Genomic DNA, 17,512 nt, shown 5'->3' with positions numbered 1-17,512 from the left:
GGAATAAACACATGAGTATTCAAGTTAAAAATATTGAAAAAAACTTTGGTGCATTCCATGCGCTAAAAAATATCTCTTTAGATTTTCCTGAAGGTGAATTGGTTGCCCTACTTGGTCCTTCAGGCTGCGGAAAAACAACATTATTACGCATTATTGCAGGTTTAGAATCCGCAGATGGCGGGCAGGTTTTACTTGAAGGCGAAGATGCAACAGACATCCATGTACGCGAGCGTCAGGTCGGTTTTGTATTCCAGCACTATGCCCTGTTCCGCCACATGACTGTTTTTGACAATATTGCCTTTGGTTTACGTGTTCGCCCACGTGCAACACGTCCTTCTGAAGCTGAAATCAAAAAACGTGTTACACGCTTACTTGATCTGGTGCAACTTGGTTTCTTGGCAGATCGTTATCCTGCTCAGCTTTCTGGTGGTCAACGTCAACGTATTGCCCTAGCTCGCGCACTTGCAGTTGAACCCCGTGTTTTGTTACTAGATGAACCATTTGGTGCACTTGATGCTAAAGTTCGTAAAGAATTACGCCGTTGGTTACGTACCTTACATGATGAACTACATATCACCTCAATCTTTGTCACCCATGATCAAGAAGAAGCTTTAGAAGTAGCTGACCAGATCATCGTCATGAATAAAGGTGACGTCGAACAGATTGGTTCACCACGTGAAGTGTATGAAAAACCAGCAACACCATTTGTTTTTGATTTCCTTGGTCAAGCAAATCGTTTTGAAGGTGAGCATACTGACGGTATTATCCGTATCGGTGATGACCGCATTCAGCTGCCGACACTATTAGATGCACCACAAGGTAAAGTCATTGCATTTGCGCGACCAAATGAATTACATATTCACACCCAACCTCAGGCCAATACCATTGAGGCAACGTTCTTACGTGAAGTGTGGATTGCAGGTCGAGTTGTGGCTGAATTACAAGATCGTAGTGGACGAACGATTGAAATTTTATTAAGTGTAGAAGAGGCGAACTTACATCAATTCAAACCAAATCAAACCGTTTGGATTAGTGCGGCTCAACTTCATTTATTTGCAGATCAATCAACGCAAGTTGCTTAAAATAATATTGATGGGGTAAAACACGCCCCATCCTCTTTTGAGGAAAAACTTTTATGAACTTTCAACAACTCAGAATTATTCGAGAAACTGTTCGCCAAAACTTTAATTTAACTGAAGCATCTGCTGCACTTTATACCTCCCAATCTGGTGTCAGTAAACACATCAAAGATTTAGAAGACGAATTAGGTGTACAGTTATTTGTACGTAAAGGTAAACGCTTATTAGGCCTCACCGAACCGGGCCAATCATTATTAAGCATTGTAGAACGCATGTTGGTCGATGCTGACAATATTAAACGTCTAGCCGATGATTTTAATAAAGTTGATGAAGGTACACTGACCATTGCAACTACACATACTCAGGCACGTTATGTGCTACCACCGATTGTAAATCAATTTAAAAAACTTTTTCCAAAAGTACATTTGGTTTTACAACAAGCCAGTCCAGTTGAAATTGCAGAAATGTTACTTCAGGGTGAAGCGGATATTGGTATTGCAACTGAGTCATTAACAACAGAAGATAACTTGGCAAGTGTACCTTATTATGAATGGCACCATAGTATTATCACACCAAAAGACCACCCTCTAGCAAAACTAGATAAAATCAATCTAGACGTCTTAGCTGAATATCCATTGATTACCTATCATGGCGGCTTTACAGGACGTTCTAAAATTGATAAGGCTTTTGAAGATGCGCAATTGCATGCCGATATTGTCATGTCAGCACTTGATGCCGATGTGATCAAAACCTATGTTGAACTGAATATGGGTGTTGGTATTGTTAACGATGTCGCTTACGATGCAGAGCGTGATTATCGTTTGCAGCAAATCAAAACAGATATATTTGGTGTTAATACGACATGGATTGCAGTGCGCAAAGGACACCTGCTCCGTGGCTATGGTTATGAATTTATCTCTCTTTGCTCACCAGAAACGGATATTAAAGCACTGAAAAAAGTGGCTTATCCAGAAGAATAAATCCGCGACAAAACAAAAGGCTCATCTAGAGCCTTTTGTTTTGCTTATTAAAAAACATAAAAAAACGAGCGTTAAGCTCGTTTTTTTATGTTGAATGCATCATGGATTAGAACTTGAAGCTCACACCCACTTTTGCAACTGGCATCCACTCGTAACGTGACTTGTCTTGAATCTTGCCTTCTTCTTTCGCAATTTCGTCATTTAGGTTAGCACCGCTTCCGTTAGAAGCCGTACCACCATTCACGTTTTGTAAAGTTGCTGTTGGGTTACCTGTATAGTAAGCACCAACTTCACCAAATACACCAATGTTTTTATACACTTGTGGCGCAATACCAACACCTAAATATGGTGCGATATCATCTTTGTAACGCATTTTACCTGCGATATGAACATCTGAAGTCGCATTGAAATCAGTATTGTTTACACTGAAGTTACGACCTTGGCTTACACGACGATCAAGCGCATAATCGTTATCTAAATAACCAACACCTGTAGCAACATAAACTGAGTTTGCAAAATTATTTGCACTTGTACCCCAAGGACGAATCTCAGCATTTAAATATGCCGTTTTATTGTCCATGTCTAGGTCATATTTAGAGCCATTTACTTTAAGATCATCTGACCAAGAAATGTCGCCACCATTATAACCAAGACTCAAGCTCACGTATGGGTTAACTCGATATGAAATTGCACCACCATAGCCTGTCGTACCGACTTCAGCACGAACTGAAACTGGATCTAAGTATGAAGGGAATGTATATACTGATTCCTTCACAACTTGCTCATCTGCTGCAAATGCAGTACCTGCAATCGCTGTTAATGCACCTGCTGCTAACATAACACGCAAAGCTTTCATTGAAGTCTCCTCACAAAACGCTTTTATTTAAATAAATATATAATTGTTGCTTGTGAACTAAGCATAAAAGAATGCTCGCTAACTTTTTATACAGAAACTGATTACTTTTTGTTATTTTTTGATACAAATTCGAATGAATTATGTATTTCTAAATTATAGATAAAAAACAATGGACTCCATTTTTATTACAGTTTTGTTGCGCAAATTTAAAACAATATTTTGTAACTACTTTTTTCAAAGATTCTTGCTGCAAATTAGTGTAAAATCTTCAAAATTTTTTTGGAAGAACGAAGATCATGTCTCAGCTTTCTACAATCATTGAGCAAGCATTTGAAGACCGTGCCAACTATAGCGCAACGGACTGCCCAACAGAAATCCGTCAAGCTGTAGAAGAAGCATTGACTGGTTTAGACAACGGTACACTTCGTGTAGCGGAAAAAATCGATGGTGAGTGGGTTGTTCACCAATGGTTAAAAAAAGCAGTTTTACTTTCATTCAAACTCAATGACAACAAGCCAATCGAAGCTTGTGATCTCCGTTTCTATGACAAAGTAGATACGAAATATGCAGGTTGGACTGAAGCGCAATTTAAAGCAGCCGGTGTACGAGTTGTACCTCCTGCTGTCGCTCGTCGCGGTAGCTTCCAAGCAAAAAATGTGATTTTGATGCCTTCGTATGTCAACATCGGTGCTTATGTAGATGAAGGCACCATGGTTGATACATGGGCAACAGTCGGTTCATGTGCACAAATCGGTAAAAACGTTCACTTATCTGGTGGTGTTGGTATCGGTGGTGTTTTAGAGCCTTTGCAAGCAAACCCAACGATTATTGAAGACAACTGTTTCATCGGTGCGCGTTCTGAAATCGTTGAGGGTGTCATTGTTGAAGAAGGTTCTGTGATTTCAATGGGTGTTTTCATTGGTCAATCAACCAAAATCTTTGATCGTGAAACAGGTGAAGTTCACTACGGTCGCGTACCAGCAGGTTCTGTCGTGGTCGCGGGTAGCCTTCCATCAAAATGCGGTACTTACAGCCTTTACGCTGCAATCATCGTGAAAAAAGTTGATGCAAAAACACGTGCAAAAACTAGCCTAAACGATTTATTACGTGCAGACTAATTTGTAATATATACGGAACTTGATGGTTCCTCGGAGCTTCTGTCGCTCCTCGTCTCTACGATCAGTCATGGTCGTAGAGATTTTGTTTTTTATGTAGCATGCTGCTTGTGTAGCACCTGTTTGTGGTAACTATTTATGGCTTCCTTACGTTCTTCTGCAATTCCTGTCTCTGATCCTGCGGCTGGTTTACGCATTACGGAGATCTTTTACTCTTTGCAAGGCGAAGCGAATACGTTTGGTCTACCAACTGTTTTTATTCGCTTAACAGGTTGCCCGTTACGCTGTAGTTATTGTGATACCACCTATTCTTTTGAAGGCGGTGAACGTTTATCACTTGAACAGATTATCGAAACAGCAAGCCAGCATAAAACACCTTATATTTGTGTCACAGGTGGTGAACCGCTTGCACAGCCAAACTGTTTGATCCTGTTACAACGTCTGTGTGATCTTGGCTTTCAGGTTTCTCTCGAAACTAGTGGCGCTTTGGATGTTTCCAAGGTTGATCCACGCGTTTCAAAAGTGCTGGATTTAAAAACACCAACCTCAAAAGAAGATCATCGTAATTTATACAGCAATCTTGACCATCTCACCCCCCATGACCAGATTAAATTTGTGATCTGTAATCGGGCTGATTATGAATGGTCGAAACAACAACTCGAACAATTTCAGTTGCAAGACAAAGTGAGTACGGTTTGGTTCTCACCCGCTTTTGCAGTTGAAAAAGGTGCAGTTGCCCTGCCAGCTTTGGCACGTGACTTAGCCCAGTGGATTTTAGAAGACCATCTCCCTGTTCGATTCCAATTACAGTTACATAAGCTGTTATGGAATGATGAATCTGGTCGTTAAAATACCTCCCCTGTCCGTTCTGCAAGATAGATCGGCTTTTATCAAATTTATTTTAGGTTGAATCATGGAAAATAATATGCGTTCTCGTGCCATCGTATTATTGTCTGGCGGCTTAGACTCAACAACGTGTCTTGCTTGGGCACAGGCAAATTATGAATGTATCGCCCTCAGCTTTATGTATGGTCAACGTTCGACCACTGAACTGGATGCAGCTAAAGCACTTGCACAACGTGCAGGTGTAGAACACCGCGTCATTAATATTGATTTAGGTAATTTAGGCGGCTCTGCGCTTACAGATCATAACATTGACGTCCCAGAACAATTACAAGAAGGCATTCCTGTAACTTATGTTCCAGCACGTAACACTATTTTCTTATCTTATGCACTTGCTGCAGCTGAAGTATTTGACGCTGCTGCCATCGTGATTGGAATCAATGCTGTTGATTACTCTGGATATCCTGACTGTCGCCCAGAATTTATTGACGCTTTTGCCAATCTTGCCCGTCTAGCAACAAAAGCGGGTGTTGAAGGAAAACCCCTTAAAATTGAAACACCTTTGTTACATTTATCTAAAGCGAATATTATACGCTTAGGCATCGAACATGGCGTAGACTATAGTCAAACGGTATCCTGCTATCAGGCAGATGCTCAAGGACGTGCATGTGGCAAATGCGACAGCTGTCGTTTACGTCAACAAGGGTTTATCGAAGCAGGTATTGCGGATCCAACGCGTTACGCTGAATAACCGATATAGGGTAAAAAATTAGGTACATTATATGAAGTTTTCTAAATCAAATCTTATTCTTTCTACAATGATGTCAGCTGCTGCATTATTTGCAACAGCAACTCACGCAGCTGATAATCCATTACAAACTGCGTATAAAAGTACCAATGTAAAAGCGGCGTTGGTCAATGTATGTAAAGACCAAACTGCGAAAGGCGGCAAATTAACAGCGGCAGAAGTAAGCAAGTTCTGTGGTTGTCAAATTGACGCGCAAGGTAAAGTAACTGAAGCACAAAAATGGGAAATCCAAAGCGCAATCAATGCGAAGAAAAGCCCAAGTTCTTTAGGTTTTGTACAACAGCAAAATAAAGACTTACAAGCTTGCTTAGGTGCGCCACTGGTAACTAAGTTAGAAAAATTAACTGAAGAAGCAATGAAAGCCGCTCAACAACAGCAGCAACAAGCTCCTAAAAAATAAGCTTGTATTGCTCAATAAAAAGCCTGCATTTATGCAGGCTTTTTATTGAGCTTTGTTAAAATCCCATTTATCTAGAATCAGTTGAATAACATCATGCAAGACCAATGGAAAACCAATGCTGAACAAAGGGAGTCAATTGTCTCATTCAGTGGCGGCAAAGACAGTTCCCTCGCCTTATATCATGCGATGCAAACAGGCACAGTCATTGGGCTAATTGTGATGCTAGAAGAACAAGGCCAGCGTTCTCGATCACATGCGATGCCCCTAGACATTATCCGTGCACAAGCAGATGCGGTTGGTTTACCCGTATTTATGAACTCTTCGAGTTGGTCTGATTATGAAACAAAGTTTATCGCACTGCTCAATCAAGCCAAACAACACGGTGCTGAAGTATTGGTCACGGGCGATCTGGACATGCCTCAACATGGCTGTTGGCACGATCAGGTGACTCAGCAAGTAGGACTCAAATTGGGTATGCCGCTTTGGTTGCGACCTCACCGTGAAGTGGTCGAAGAGTTTATCAATCTGGGATTCCAAAGTGTCATTGTGACAGTCAACTTAAAGCTCGGTATGCAAGTTGATGATCTGGGTAAAACTTTAACCCTAGACTATATCCAAGAATTAGAAGACCGTGGCATTGATCCATGTGGTGAAGGTGGTGAATTCCACACCACCGTGATTGACGGCCCCATTTTTAACAAAGCTATTCCTGTACGTCACGGCGATATTGTTTATCATGAGGAATATGCTTTTTTACCGCTTGAACTTGATCAAAATTAATTTTATTGAAGGATAAACAATGTCTGAAAATATTCAATTACCGAATCACACCTTCCCAACCACACAAGGTGAAATCAATCTTGCTGAAATCAGCAGTGAATGGTTAGTACTCTATTTCTATCCAAAAGATTCAACCCCAGGTTGTACTACCCAAGCGGTGGGCTTTTCATGTTTGAAAGATCAATTTGACGCCTTAAACTGCCAGATTATTGGTGTATCACGCGATTCGGTCAAAGCACATCAAAACTTTACTGAAAAACAAGCGCTAAGTATTGATCTCATCAGTGACAAAGAAGAAGTGCTGTGCAAACATTTCGATGTGATTAAAGAGAAAAATATGTATGGCAAACAGGTCATGGGCATCGAGCGCTCAACTTTTATTTTCCATAACAAACAGTTAGTGAAAAGCTATCGTAAAGTTAAAGCTGCTGGGCATGCAGAACAAGTCCTAGAAGACCTAAAAGCCTTACAAGCGGTTTAACACCAATAAGTAACAAAAAAGCGAGTTTCAAACTCGCTTTTTTGATTCAAGCAAATTGCTGTCGGCTTTACGCTTGGCGTATGATAAACAGATTAAAAGAATAAGCTAAAGACATCTAAAATGAATCATCTCCATGTATTGTTATCACTTCCCTTACTTATCTGTGTATCGGCATGTAGTTCAAATACACCCATCTCAGCTCAAGATCAATTACCTTTAGCCCCACAAATTCAAAAAATGGCCATTGAAATACGCTGCCAAGATATACAAAACCCTGCTTATCAACAGGTGATTCTGAAAGCAATTAATGAAATTCGACAGCATCCACGTCAATGCGGAGATCAATATTTTCCTGCAGTTGCACCACTTAAATGGAACAATTTTTTATATCAAAGTGCCGTTGTTCATGCCGAAGATATGGCTCAACACAGTACGCTTGGACATATCAGTACCTCAGGTCAAGATTTTAGGACCCGTTTAAAACAGACGCAGTTCAAGGGTCGTGGCGGTGGAGAAAATGTGGCTCGTGGACAGAAAAATTTAAATGATGTGATGGCGACATGGCTTGCCAGTCCCGTACATTGTCATAATTTAATGCATCCAAAATTTACAGACTACGCGCTAGCCTGTACAGTTGATCAATCAGCAAAGCAAAAAAGCTATTGGACTCAACAATTTGGTGTTCGATAAAAAGGAATATGTATGCAATCCGGTTCAATTATACCCATTCTACGTATTTTTAAAGTGGAACTCGCCGAATCATTTTATTTGGATTATTTGGGCTTCCAACTCGATTGGCAACATACTTTTGGGGATAACTTCCCGCTTTATCTACAGATTTCCAAAGGTGATTGTATCATCCATTTATCTGAGCACTTTGGTGATGCCAGCCCGCATAGTGCTATTCGTATTTATTGGGAGAATCTCAGTTTGCTTCATGCAGAATTGAATGCAAAAGATTATAAATTTGCCAAACCTCAAGTAGAGAAAACCGATTGGGAAACATTGGAGCTGAGTATCACCGATCCATTTTCAAATCGAATTATCTTTTGGGAAGATGCCTAATTTTTCCACGGTATCAAGATTCATCAATATTGGAACGGTCATTGTCCTTAAACTTTTGCTGTAGTTTCTGGTAGATCGGTGATTTTTGAAATTCGCTCAGGAACTGGATTGTCCCTTGTGGAAAAAACTCAGTTTGAATCTTACCGCGATAATAGGCTTCACGCATTGGCGTTGCTGAAATGGAATCTTTCAAACTCTCCAGCTCCACCATCTGCCACTCAGGAAATAAACGTAAATAATAAGAGGATTCATCCTTAAAGTGACCAATCAAACCAACTTTTGCATTGGATTGAATGACAGCATTGACTAAATCTTTAACCTGCTTAACCCATTTTTCATCGTTATAGACATCGACCACATGGACAAAATGAATTCGCTTTTGATCTTGCTCAGAAAAGTTCGACAAGATCATTTGCTCTCGCTCAATCGCCAGAAAAGGATTTTTGATATTCCGTTCAGATTGCGCCGAGCCCAAAGCCAAGATCACGTTTCGACTTTTTTGTAATGCTATTTCAATGGTTTGCATGTGTGCTAAATGAAATGGCTGAAAGCGTCCAATAAAAACAAGATAGTCAAATGTGTACATAGGCGTAATTTCACTTTTTTGTGAACTCATCAGTTGCGCCATTCTAATAAATATGCGACATAATGAGGACACTTAAAATCAATCTGGATTAAAGCAAGGATAGTACGATGACACTTAGCTGTATTCAACAACCTCATCAACATTTGCAAGCAAATTTAGAAGATGGCGTACTCACCTTAGCCATTAACCGTTCAGAAGCAAAAAATGCACTCTATGGCGAACTTTATCTTTGGATCGCAAAAGCTTTGGATGAAGCCGATGCAGATAAAGAAGTTCGTGTGGTAATTTTCCGCGGTGCAGAACAAGACTTTACTGCGGGTAATGACATGAAAGACTTTATGGGCTTTATCCAAAAGCCACATGAAGGCAAAGCTGGCGATCAACCTCCATTTGTGTTGCTAAAAGCAGCTGCTCGCTTTTCAAAGCCACTCATTATTGCCGTAAAAGGTGTCGCAATCGGAATTGGTGTGACGATTTTATTACATGCAGATCTGGTATTTGCAGACAATACTGCCTTGTTCCAGATTCCATTTGTCAGCCTTGGTCTGTCTCCAGAAGGTGCTGCAAGTCGTTTACTAGTCAAACAAGCAGGCTACCAGAAAGCGGCTGAATTATTATTCACAGCGAAAAAATTTGATGCAGCAACTGCGGTAAAAGCAAATCTAGTCAATGATGTGGTTGAAGATGTCTATGCAACTGCACAACAAACAGCGCAACATTTAGCAGCATTACCATTGGCGTCGATCAAACAAACTAAAGCACTCATGAAACAAGACTTGGCAGACATCATTGCGTGTGTCGATGATGAAGCTGAAATTTTCATGCAACGTGTACGCTCACCAGAAATGATGGAAGCGGTACAAGCCTTTATGCAAAAGCGTAAGCCTGATTTTTCTCAGTTCAATTAATCACTGCGTAAATCATTCCAACAAACCACTTGACCCTAAAAGTTAAGTGGTTTTTTATTTTGCGTATCCGTATAGATATTTATAACCAGACCAATTAAGCTCAATTCAGATTAAAACTAAATTTCAAAAATATGAAAGTTGTGATTGCTCCTGATTCATTTAAAGACAGCCTATCTGCACATCATGTAGCTGAAGCGATTGCTCTAGGTTGGCAACAGGTTTTTCCTGATGCAGAAATCATCACTTGCCCAATGGCTGATGGTGGTGAAGGATCAATTGAAGCAGTGTTAGAAGCATGCTCAGGGCAATGGCGAGAACTGAGTGTTCAAGGTCCTCTAGGACAATCCGTATTTGCAAGATGGGGATGGTTAGATGCAGACAAAATCGCCATCATTGAAATGGCACAAGCCAGTGGTATTCAACTGCTTCAACCATCACAACGAGATGCATGCCATAGTAGTACATACGGCACTGGGCAACTGATCCTCGCTGCTTTGGATGCTGGTGCAAAGGAAATTGTACTGACTGTCGGCGGCAGCGCAACCAATGATGCTGGTACAGGGCTTTTATCTGCATTAGGTGCTAAGTTTTTAGATGCAGATCATCAAGTCTTGCCTGCTGGTGGTCTTGCCCTGCAAAACTTAGTACAGATCGATCTGGAAAATTTCGATCCACGGATTCAACAGACTAAATTTTTATTGGCTGCTGATGTAACCAATCCACTTTGTGGTCCAAATGGTGCATCTCATATTTTCGGCCCGCAAAAAGGTGCGTCATCAAATCAAGTACTTGAGCTGGATCAAGCATTGTCACATTTTGCCGATGTCACAACACAATTGCTTGGCATTGATCAACGCAATGAAGCTGGTGCAGGTGCTGCGGGTGGACTTGGTTTTGCTGCAAAAACTTACTTACAAGCCGAGTTTCGATCTGGAGTCGAAGTTATTGCTGAACTGAATCAGCTTGCTACCAAAATCCAAGGAGCGGATTGGGTGATTACAGGCGAAGGAAAGTTTGATGAGCAAACTTTAAATGGCAAAACCCCATTTGGTGTCGCCAAAATAGCACAAGCAACCAATATTCCTGTGATTGTGATTGCAGGAACACTTGGAGAGAACTATCAAGCCTTATATCAACATGGTATTACGGCTGCCTTTTCTTTAACTTCAGGTCCAATCAGCCTAGAAGAGGCCTGTCAAAATGCAGCAGAGCTGATTCGCGCACGGACAACCGATATCGCCCGATTAATTCAAATCAATATGATTAAACATAATTAGACTCAATGAATCTCTAAAATCTGGATAAACTCAAAGGCTGGCTCTTCATATGGATGACTTGCCTTTAAAGCTTTTGCCACAGCTCTGGCCTTATCTTCTGCAACAATAGTTTCAACTCGCCATTCTTCGAGTTGCTCTAATTCATCCAATTGCCCTAAAAAAGGATTTGCACCTTTAACGGGCTTGAATTGCCCAATACCTTTGACTTGCCAAGCACAGTGTTCATAGTTTCCAATACCACCTGCCCCAGCATTAAAAATCGTTTGTTTGGTAGATTCCAGATGAGATTCAGGAACGTAATAAATCAGCTTTAGCATATTGAAACGGCTCAAATCGAAATCAATGAGACTTCAATCATAACGTTATAAAAGCTGAACAATCAAAGTGAAAGATTGATGATGAGATAGCTCACGATGATAAATAGCAGTTGAATGAGTACAGTTAAGCCAAACCAAAACCAGCCTTTGTCTTTTGAATATATTGTTCTCATATGATTTTCATGTTTCATCATGCCGTTCTCTCATATCTTATTCATTGTTGAAATATAAGAAGCAAGAATTGAACCAATTAGAAAAGATGTAATACCAATATAAAGAATGGATGCTCTGTAATCATATTAAATAATTAGCTTCTCTCTCAAAAATGCCAATGCTTCCTGAAAACTCTCATGCCAAATCTCATTTGGCTTTTGATTTAAAGGGAACCAAAAGAACTCAAAATCTAAACCACCGTCATACCGACAATGATGTATCCAAGTTTCAGCTAAATCTGCGCTGACCTCACATAAATAGAAATACCAATCTTGCTGATTAGATTTGAGTTTAAAATTTCCAATAAACTTAGGATTTGTTTCAGCAATCAATCCTGCTTCTTCAAATAATTCACGGATTGCAGCTTCATCATATTTTTCATCATACTCTATTGTCCCTTTAACCAATTGAATCCCTGCAAGTGGATGCCGAAAAGCCAATATTTCCAAGCCATGCTTTTGATGTCTTAAAATTACTGGAACAACTTTTTTCATACTTTCTTATCTTCCGAGCATTAACGACTTAAACATCAATACTTAACGTTTTTAACTGTCTTTTCTCATACAATGTCATCGCAAAAGCCAGCCCACACAAAATCACAAAGCCACTGGTCATCGGAATCAAAGTACCGTTATACAGCTGCCCAATGATCGAAGCGAGTATTAAAGACAGTACAGATGAAGATGCCCCAATAATCGCCGAAGCCATACCTGCCACATGCCCCATCGGCTCCATGGCAATTGCATTGAGATTGCCAAACAGTGTGCCAAACAACAAAAACAAAATGCAGGCATACAACATAAACATCCAGAATGAAACGGCGATACCGGCAAGCTGAATGATAAGGAATAGTAATGAGATTAAACATAGGCCAAGAAAGCCATAAATACAGATGGGACGCATCCCAAATTTCATGACAATTCTAGAATTGGTAAATGATGCAATCCCCATCACACCTGCTAATAACGCAAAGTAGGCACTAAATTCCTGCCCTGTTTTGCCAAATTGCTGCATAAAGATTTGTTGTGAAGTCCCAAGATATCCAATAAAACCGCCAAAACAGAAACCTGCACATAACAAATAACTCATGGTGGTTTTATTGCTCACCACTTCTTTAAAGCCATCCTTAAATGCTTGCACACGCATAGGCAAACGATTTTCAGGAATCAGCGTCTCTTCCAGTCGTAAGGCGACCCAAGCACCAACGGCTATCGCATAGACCATATACAACACAAAAATATCACGCCAACCAAAGAAATGAATAATCAATTGTCCCAAGCTTGGGGCAACTGCTGGCGCGACCATAAACACCATCATGATCAAAGACATGATACGTGCCATTTGTGCGCCACTGTATTTATCCCGAACAATGGAAATCGAAGCCACATAAGGCCCAGAAACACCCACACCCTGAATAAAACGCCCGACCAAGAACCATTCAAAACTTTGGGTTGAATAGCACAACAAGCTTCCTAAGAAATAGATGACAATGCCGGTAAATAAAATCCGCTTTCGTCCAATCGCATCAGACAATGGCCCTGCAATCAATTGGCCGATGGTCATTCCTGAGAAAATACTAATGATGACCCACTGCGCCTGATTGCTGTTTTGCAAGGTAAAAACTCGGCCAATTTCACCCAATGCAGGTAAAACAGCATCAATCGAGAAAGAGACGATGGACATTAATAATGCCATCAGTAATGCAAATTCGTGGAAATGGATTTTTGATTTCATTTTTCTTGTCCATTAATCATTATTTTATATGGAATTAAATAAGCCACCTGACGGTGGCTTATCGCATGTATCTAATTAACCAATAAATTTACGTGCATTACGGAACATTCGTAACCAAGCACCATCTTCAGCCCAGTCTTCTGGCTTCCAAGAATGCTGTAAAGCACGGAAGTTACGTTCTGGATGCGGCATCATTACGGTTGCACGACCATCTTTAGACGTTTGGCCTGTAATCGCTTCAGGTGAACCATTCGGGTTCAACGGATAGTGTTGAGTTGGGTTCCCCAAGCTATCCACATAACGCAAGATCACTTGTTTTTCAGCATTTAAAGCAGCAATCTGCTGTTCAGTAGCAACCAGACGACCTTCACCATGCGCAACAGCGATTGGTAAAATCGAACCTTGCATATCTTCAAGCAATACAGAAACTGACTTTTCTACGCGAACGTTTACCGCACGTGCTTCAAATACTTCTGAGGTATTACGGTGGAAACGACCCCAATGCTCTGCACCTGGAATCAGAGGTGCAAGTTGGGACATCATTTGACAGCCATTACATACGCCTAAGCTGAATGTATTTTGACGATGGAAGAACTGTTCAAACTGATCACGCAATTTCGCATTGAACAATACTGATTTCGCCCAACCACCACCAGCACCCATCACGTCACCGTATGAGAAACCACCACAAGCCACTAAACCTTCAAAGTCGCTCAAGCTGACACGACCTGCTAGTAAGTCACTCATGTGTACATCAATGGTATTGAAGCCAACTTTGTCAAAAGCAGCTGCCATTTCAACATGACCATTAACACCCTGCTCACGCAAGATTGCCATGTTTGGACGACGTGTATTGATAAACGGTGCTTCAACAGGTTCATTCAAGTCATAAGTTGCTTGTGCAATCAAACCTTTGTGATTTTTATCTGCAATCAAGGCAAACTCTTGATCAGCCGTTTCAACATTGTCACGTAAGCGCTGGATTTGGTGTGATACTTCTGCCCATGCTTGTTGTAATTCAGCACGTTCTAAAGTTAAACCATTGACAGCCAATTGATCAGTTGTATTAACACGGCCCACAACTACGATGGCCTCTTTCAGGCTTGAGGCTGCAACTTCAACTTCTAACTGCGCCCAATCAGCCGCTGTGATTTGAAGTACAGCACCAATTTCTTCAGCAAATAAACTTTCAGTTGTTTGATTTTCTAATGCTACACCTAAGCGTGAAGCAAACATCATTTCAGCAACAGTCGCCAATAAACCGCCGTCACCGATATCATGGTAAGCCTTAATCACACCACGATTGTTCCAGTCTTGAATCAGGGCAAAGAATGCTTTGAAGTCGTCAAAACTATCGACATCAGGTGTAACAGAACCAATCGCTTTATACACCTGCGCAAGGATCGAACCACCTAAACGGAACTGGCCTTTAGATAGATCAATACGAACCAATACAGAGTCTGCAAGGTTCTTAAGCTCAGGCGTTAAGGTTTTACGAACATCTAGAACTGGTGCAAATGCAGTGATTACCCCTGTCATTGGCGAAGTCACGGCCTTGTCTTCACCATCATTCCACGTAGTACGCATTGAAAGTGAGTCTTTACCGACTGGAATTGCGATACCTAATGCAGGACACATTTCCATACCAATCGCTTTCACACCTTCAAACAAGGCTTGGTCTTCACCTTTTTGACCTGCCGCGGCCATCCAGTTTGCTGAAAGTTTGATATCACTAATTTGTTCGATGTTGGCACAAGCAATATTGGTAATCGCTTCTGCAACCGCTAAACGCGCAGATGCAGCTGGATTTAACAATGCAACAGGTGGACGTTCGCCCATTGCCATTGCTTCACCAGTGAAACCTTGCAAACTTGTGGTCGTCACTGCTGCATCCGCAACAGGAACCTGCCAGCGACCGACCATCTGGTCACGTGCAACCATACCGGTAATCGAACGGTCACCGATGGTGATCAAGAATGATTTAGATGCAACTGTTGGATTTTTCAATACGCGGAAAATCGCATCTTTTAAATCAACTTTCGCAGCATCAAAGTTGTTACCCGTACGCTCAATCGTTTCATACGAACGTTGCATACGCGGTGTACCACCTAAGATCACCTGCATTGGGATATCAACAGGCTTGTTCTCAAACAACGGATCTTCAACGGTTAAGTGACGTGCTTCAGTCGCTTCACCAAGTACCGCAAACGGACAACGTTCACGTGCACAAATGTCTTCAAATTGTTCTAAAGACTCTGGGCGAATCGCAAGCACATAACGTTCTTGCGCTTCGTTTGACCAGATTTCCATCGGGCTCATGCCTGGCTCTAATGATGGAATTTTACGCAGGTTCAGCACTGCACCCAACTCATGATCATTCACAAGTTCTGGCATGGCATTAGATACACCACCCGCACCCACATCATGTACAGACACGATTGGGTTAAAGTCCTCTAAACGCCAGCATGTATCGATGACTTCTTGGCAACGACGTTCCATTTCTGGATTTTCACGTTGTACCGAAGCAAAGTCCAAACTCTCGCCCATCGTACCGCTGTCTACAGAAGAGGCTGCGCCACCACCAAGACCAATCAACATGGCAGGACCGCCCAACACGATAAGCAAGTCACCCGGTTGGATTGCATCTTTTTCAACATGATCAGGGCGAATGTTACCGTAACCACCAGCGATCATGATTGGCTTATGGAAACCTTTTACATCACCATTGACATTCTGTTCAAAAGTACGGAAATAACCATTCAATGCAGGACGGCCAAATTCGTTATTAAACGCTGCACCACCCAATGGACCTTCAATCATGATTTGTAATGGCGATGCCATACGTGAAGGTTTACCGTAGTTTTCTTCCCAAGGCTGTTCAAAGCCTGGAATATTTAAGTTAGAAACGGTAAAGCCCGTTAAACCTGCTTTAGGTTTACCACCACGACCTGTTGCACCTTCATCACGGATTTCACCGCCCGAACCTGTTGCAGCACCTGCAAATGGAGCAATTGCAGTTGGATGGTTATGCGTTTCCACCTTCATTAAGATATGAGCAGCTTGGCTCTTATATTTATAAACGAAGTGACCATTTTCATCCGCTTTCGGATAAAAACGCATGGTGTCATAACCCACAATCACTGACGCGTTATCTTTGTATGCCGACAACACATCGGTCGGAGATTCTTTATACGTATTTTTAATCATTTGGAACAATGATAATGGCTGTTTTTCGCCATCAATTGTCCATTCAGAACCAAAGATTTTATGACGACAGTGTTCAGAGTTTGCTTGTGCAAACATCATCAACTCGATGTCGTTTGGATTACGACCCAACTTGGTAAATGCTTCGGTTAAGTAATCAATTTCTTGCTCAGATAAAGCAAAGCCAAACTCATTGTTGGCTTTGACTAACGCTTCTTTTCCTTGACCCAAGATATCAATTGAGTTCAATGGTTTCGGTGCTGTTTCTGAGAACAAAGCCTTTGCATCATCAATTTGAGCAAAAACACTCTCTGTCATACGGTCATGTAATGCCAATTTCACTTCATTCGAAATCTCTTTCACACCTTTCAGTGTAAATAACAGACCTCGCTCTAAACGGTGAATTGGCGTATTACAGTTTTGGAAAATATCTGTTGCTTTAGACGACCACGGAGAAATTGTCCCTACACGCGGTGTGACTAAAATCTGGATTTCATCACTTGCAGCTTGGCGAAGTTCGAAAGATTGACCATCGTTTAAAAGTTGTAATGCCGATTGATGTTGCTGCTCGTTGAGCGCTTGATCAAACAAATAAACCCACTGGCTGTCAAAAGATTGAACAGAACTCATTGACGTTAATCGGTTTAAGAGTTGAGCTTTCTTGAAAGAAGAATGTGCTGATGCACCGGCCACGATAAACATGTTGACTTTGGCTCCACGGGTGGGTCTAACGAACCTACCACAATGTGACTTATGAAAGAGCGCATATTCTACTGTGAAAGGCTCATTTCAGCTAGCTAATCCATCTTAAAAATCAGAGTTTTCTGCTGCAAATGGCTCAATTTATTGTAGCTTTATCCATTTTA

19 protein-coding genes are annotated in these 17,512 nt (G+C 41.3%); 12 read left to right on the top strand and 7 right to left on the bottom strand.

The window, feature by feature from the left end; all coding sequences use genetic code 11:
- Positions 1-11: 11 nt before the first annotated feature.
- Both F909_RS07525 and F909_RS07530 read left to right on the top strand, forming a co-directional pair.
- Positions 12-1,082 (top strand): sulfate/molybdate ABC transporter ATP-binding protein, encoded by a 1,071-nt coding sequence (locus F909_RS07525; protein WP_005151848.1) that lies wholly within the window; start codon positions 12-14, stop codon positions 1,080-1,082.
- A 53-nt stretch (positions 1,083-1,135) separates the two neighbouring features.
- The gene (locus tag F909_RS07530) at positions 1,136-2,059 is read left to right on the top strand and encodes a CysB family HTH-type transcriptional regulator (protein ID WP_005151839.1); all 924 of its coding nucleotides are present in this window, start codon (positions 1,136-1,138) and stop codon (positions 2,057-2,059) included.
- Between the two features lie 106 nt (positions 2,060-2,165).
- Here the strand turns inward: F909_RS07530 and carO are convergent, their stop codons facing one another.
- Positions 2,166-2,915 carry an ornithine uptake porin CarO gene (gene carO / locus F909_RS07535; protein ID WP_005151837.1) on the bottom strand — a complete coding sequence of 250 codons (750 nt, stop codon included), beginning with the start codon at positions 2,913-2,915 and terminating at the stop codon, positions 2,166-2,168.
- Positions 2,916-3,211: 296 nt separating this feature from the next.
- On the opposite strand from carO, the gene dapD reads away from it, so the two are divergent.
- The 8 genes from dapD (at position 3,212) to F909_RS07575 (ending at position 8,407) form a co-directional block, all read left to right on the top strand.
- Positions 3,212-4,033, top strand: coding sequence for a 2,3,4,5-tetrahydropyridine-2,6-dicarboxylate N-succinyltransferase (dapD, locus tag F909_RS07540; protein ID WP_005151836.1), 822 nt, complete (start codon positions 3,212-3,214; stop codon positions 4,031-4,033).
- Between the two features lie 135 nt (positions 4,034-4,168).
- The gene (gene queE / locus F909_RS07545; protein ID WP_005151835.1) at positions 4,169-4,879 is read left to right on the top strand and encodes a 7-carboxy-7-deazaguanine synthase QueE; all 711 of its coding nucleotides are present in this window, start codon (positions 4,169-4,171) and stop codon (positions 4,877-4,879) included.
- A 76-nt stretch (positions 4,880-4,955) separates the two neighbouring features.
- Positions 4,956-5,624, top strand: coding sequence for a 7-cyano-7-deazaguanine synthase QueC (gene queC, locus F909_RS07550; RefSeq protein WP_212749617.1), 669 nt, complete (start codon positions 4,956-4,958; stop codon positions 5,622-5,624).
- A 31-nt stretch (positions 5,625-5,655) separates the two neighbouring features.
- Positions 5,656-6,081, top strand: coding sequence for a hypothetical protein (locus F909_RS07555; protein ID WP_005151830.1), 426 nt, complete (start codon positions 5,656-5,658; stop codon positions 6,079-6,081).
- Positions 6,082-6,174: 93 nt separating this feature from the next.
- The gene (locus tag F909_RS07560; protein ID WP_005151828.1) at positions 6,175-6,861 is read left to right on the top strand and encodes a Dph6-related ATP pyrophosphatase; all 687 of its coding nucleotides are present in this window, start codon (positions 6,175-6,177) and stop codon (positions 6,859-6,861) included.
- Between the two features lie 19 nt (positions 6,862-6,880).
- On the top strand, positions 6,881-7,342 hold the full coding sequence (locus tag F909_RS07565; protein ID WP_005151825.1) for a peroxiredoxin: 462 nt from the start codon (positions 6,881-6,883) through the stop codon (positions 7,340-7,342).
- A gap of 120 nt (positions 7,343-7,462) precedes the next feature.
- The gene (locus tag F909_RS07570; RefSeq protein ID WP_005151823.1) at positions 7,463-8,032 is read left to right on the top strand and encodes a CAP domain-containing protein; all 570 of its coding nucleotides are present in this window, start codon (positions 7,463-7,465) and stop codon (positions 8,030-8,032) included.
- Positions 8,033-8,044: 12 nt separating this feature from the next.
- Positions 8,045-8,407 carry a glyoxalase superfamily protein gene (locus F909_RS07575; RefSeq protein ID WP_005151822.1) on the top strand — a complete coding sequence of 121 codons (363 nt, stop codon included), beginning with the start codon at positions 8,045-8,047 and terminating at the stop codon, positions 8,405-8,407.
- Positions 8,408-8,420: 13 nt separating this feature from the next.
- On the opposite strand, the gene F909_RS07580 is transcribed toward F909_RS07575, so the two are convergent.
- Complete coding sequence (locus tag F909_RS07580; protein WP_171067335.1) at positions 8,421-8,993, bottom strand: nicotinate-nicotinamide nucleotide adenylyltransferase; 573 nt, start codon at positions 8,991-8,993, stop codon at positions 8,421-8,423.
- Between the two features lie 107 nt (positions 8,994-9,100).
- Here F909_RS07580 and F909_RS07585 point away from each other — a divergent pair, with 107 nt between their 5' ends.
- Positions 9,101-9,901 (top strand): enoyl-CoA hydratase-related protein, encoded by an 801-nt coding sequence (locus tag F909_RS07585; RefSeq protein ID WP_005151820.1) that lies wholly within the window; start codon positions 9,101-9,103, stop codon positions 9,899-9,901.
- Between the two features lie 131 nt (positions 9,902-10,032).
- Positions 10,033-11,178: a glycerate kinase gene (locus F909_RS07590; RefSeq protein ID WP_005151819.1), complete on the top strand. Its 1,146-nt coding sequence runs from the start codon at positions 10,033-10,035 to the stop codon at positions 11,176-11,178.
- A 2-nt stretch (positions 11,179-11,180) separates the two neighbouring features.
- Here the strand turns inward: F909_RS07590 and F909_RS07595 are convergent, their stop codons facing one another.
- The 5 genes from F909_RS07595 to purL form a co-directional block, all read right to left on the bottom strand.
- Entirely contained in the window at positions 11,181-11,495 is a 315-nt protein-coding gene (locus F909_RS07595) for a YqfO family protein (RefSeq protein WP_005151816.1), read from the bottom strand.
- Between the two features lie 62 nt (positions 11,496-11,557).
- The gene (locus F909_RS21660; RefSeq protein ID WP_005151814.1) at positions 11,558-11,689 is read right to left on the bottom strand and encodes a KGW motif small protein; all 132 of its coding nucleotides are present in this window, start codon (positions 11,687-11,689) and stop codon (positions 11,558-11,560) included.
- A 105-nt stretch (positions 11,690-11,794) separates the two neighbouring features.
- On the bottom strand, positions 11,795-12,202 hold the full coding sequence (locus tag F909_RS07600; protein ID WP_005151812.1) for an NUDIX hydrolase: 408 nt from the start codon (positions 12,200-12,202) through the stop codon (positions 11,795-11,797).
- Positions 12,203-12,230: 28 nt separating this feature from the next.
- Positions 12,231-13,442, bottom strand: a complete 1,212-nt coding sequence (locus F909_RS07605; protein WP_005151810.1) for a multidrug effflux MFS transporter — start codon at positions 13,440-13,442, stop codon at positions 12,231-12,233.
- A gap of 75 nt (positions 13,443-13,517) precedes the next feature.
- Positions 13,518-17,348, bottom strand: coding sequence for a phosphoribosylformylglycinamidine synthase (gene purL / locus F909_RS07610; protein WP_005151807.1), 3,831 nt, complete (start codon positions 17,346-17,348; stop codon positions 13,518-13,520).
- Positions 17,349-17,512: the final 164 nt, after the last annotated feature.

Source organism: Acinetobacter sp. ANC 3929 (assembly GCF_000369405.1).
Classification (GTDB): Bacteria; Pseudomonadota; Gammaproteobacteria; order Pseudomonadales; family Moraxellaceae; genus Acinetobacter.
Note: the sequence above shows the minus strand (reverse complement) of the source record. Positions and strands in the feature narration are given on the sequence as shown.

What these genes read in the sequence shown, in the direction of transcription:
- F909_RS07525 (WP_005151848.1), top strand. Translation starts at nt 12, where the DNA reads ATGAGTATTCAAGTTAAAAATATTGAAAAAAACTTTGGTGCATTCCAT.
- F909_RS07530 (WP_005151839.1), top strand. Translation starts at nt 1,136, where the DNA reads ATGAACTTTCAACAACTCAGAATTATTCGAGAAACTGTTCGCCAAAAC.
- carO (WP_005151837.1), bottom strand. Translation starts at nt 2,915, where the DNA reads ATGAAAGCTTTGCGTGTTATGTTAGCAGCAGGTGCATTAACAGCGATT.
- dapD (WP_005151836.1), top strand. Translation starts at nt 3,212, where the DNA reads ATGTCTCAGCTTTCTACAATCATTGAGCAAGCATTTGAAGACCGTGCC.
- queE (WP_005151835.1), top strand. Translation starts at nt 4,169, where the DNA reads ATGGCTTCCTTACGTTCTTCTGCAATTCCTGTCTCTGATCCTGCGGCT.
- queC (WP_212749617.1), top strand. Translation starts at nt 4,956, where the DNA reads ATGCGTTCTCGTGCCATCGTATTATTGTCTGGCGGCTTAGACTCAACA.
- F909_RS07555 (WP_005151830.1), top strand. Translation starts at nt 5,656, where the DNA reads ATGAAGTTTTCTAAATCAAATCTTATTCTTTCTACAATGATGTCAGCT.
- F909_RS07560 (WP_005151828.1), top strand. Translation starts at nt 6,175, where the DNA reads ATGCAAGACCAATGGAAAACCAATGCTGAACAAAGGGAGTCAATTGTC.
- F909_RS07565 (WP_005151825.1), top strand. Translation starts at nt 6,881, where the DNA reads ATGTCTGAAAATATTCAATTACCGAATCACACCTTCCCAACCACACAA.
- F909_RS07570 (WP_005151823.1), top strand. Translation starts at nt 7,463, where the DNA reads ATGAATCATCTCCATGTATTGTTATCACTTCCCTTACTTATCTGTGTA.
- F909_RS07575 (WP_005151822.1), top strand. Translation starts at nt 8,045, where the DNA reads ATGCAATCCGGTTCAATTATACCCATTCTACGTATTTTTAAAGTGGAA.
- F909_RS07580 (WP_171067335.1), bottom strand. Translation starts at nt 8,993, where the DNA reads ATGTACACATTTGACTATCTTGTTTTTATTGGACGCTTTCAGCCATTT.
- F909_RS07585 (WP_005151820.1), top strand. Translation starts at nt 9,101, where the DNA reads ATGACACTTAGCTGTATTCAACAACCTCATCAACATTTGCAAGCAAAT.
- F909_RS07590 (WP_005151819.1), top strand. Translation starts at nt 10,033, where the DNA reads ATGAAAGTTGTGATTGCTCCTGATTCATTTAAAGACAGCCTATCTGCA.
- F909_RS07595 (WP_005151816.1), bottom strand. Translation starts at nt 11,495, where the DNA reads ATGCTAAAGCTGATTTATTACGTTCCTGAATCTCATCTGGAATCTACC.
- F909_RS21660 (WP_005151814.1), bottom strand. Translation starts at nt 11,689, where the DNA reads ATGATGAAACATGAAAATCATATGAGAACAATATATTCAAAAGACAAA.
- F909_RS07600 (WP_005151812.1), bottom strand. Translation starts at nt 12,202, where the DNA reads ATGAAAAAAGTTGTTCCAGTAATTTTAAGACATCAAAAGCATGGCTTG.
- F909_RS07605 (WP_005151810.1), bottom strand. Translation starts at nt 13,442, where the DNA reads ATGAAATCAAAAATCCATTTCCACGAATTTGCATTACTGATGGCATTA.
- purL (WP_005151807.1), bottom strand. Translation starts at nt 17,348, where the DNA reads ATGTTTATCGTGGCCGGTGCATCAGCACATTCTTCTTTCAAGAAAGCT.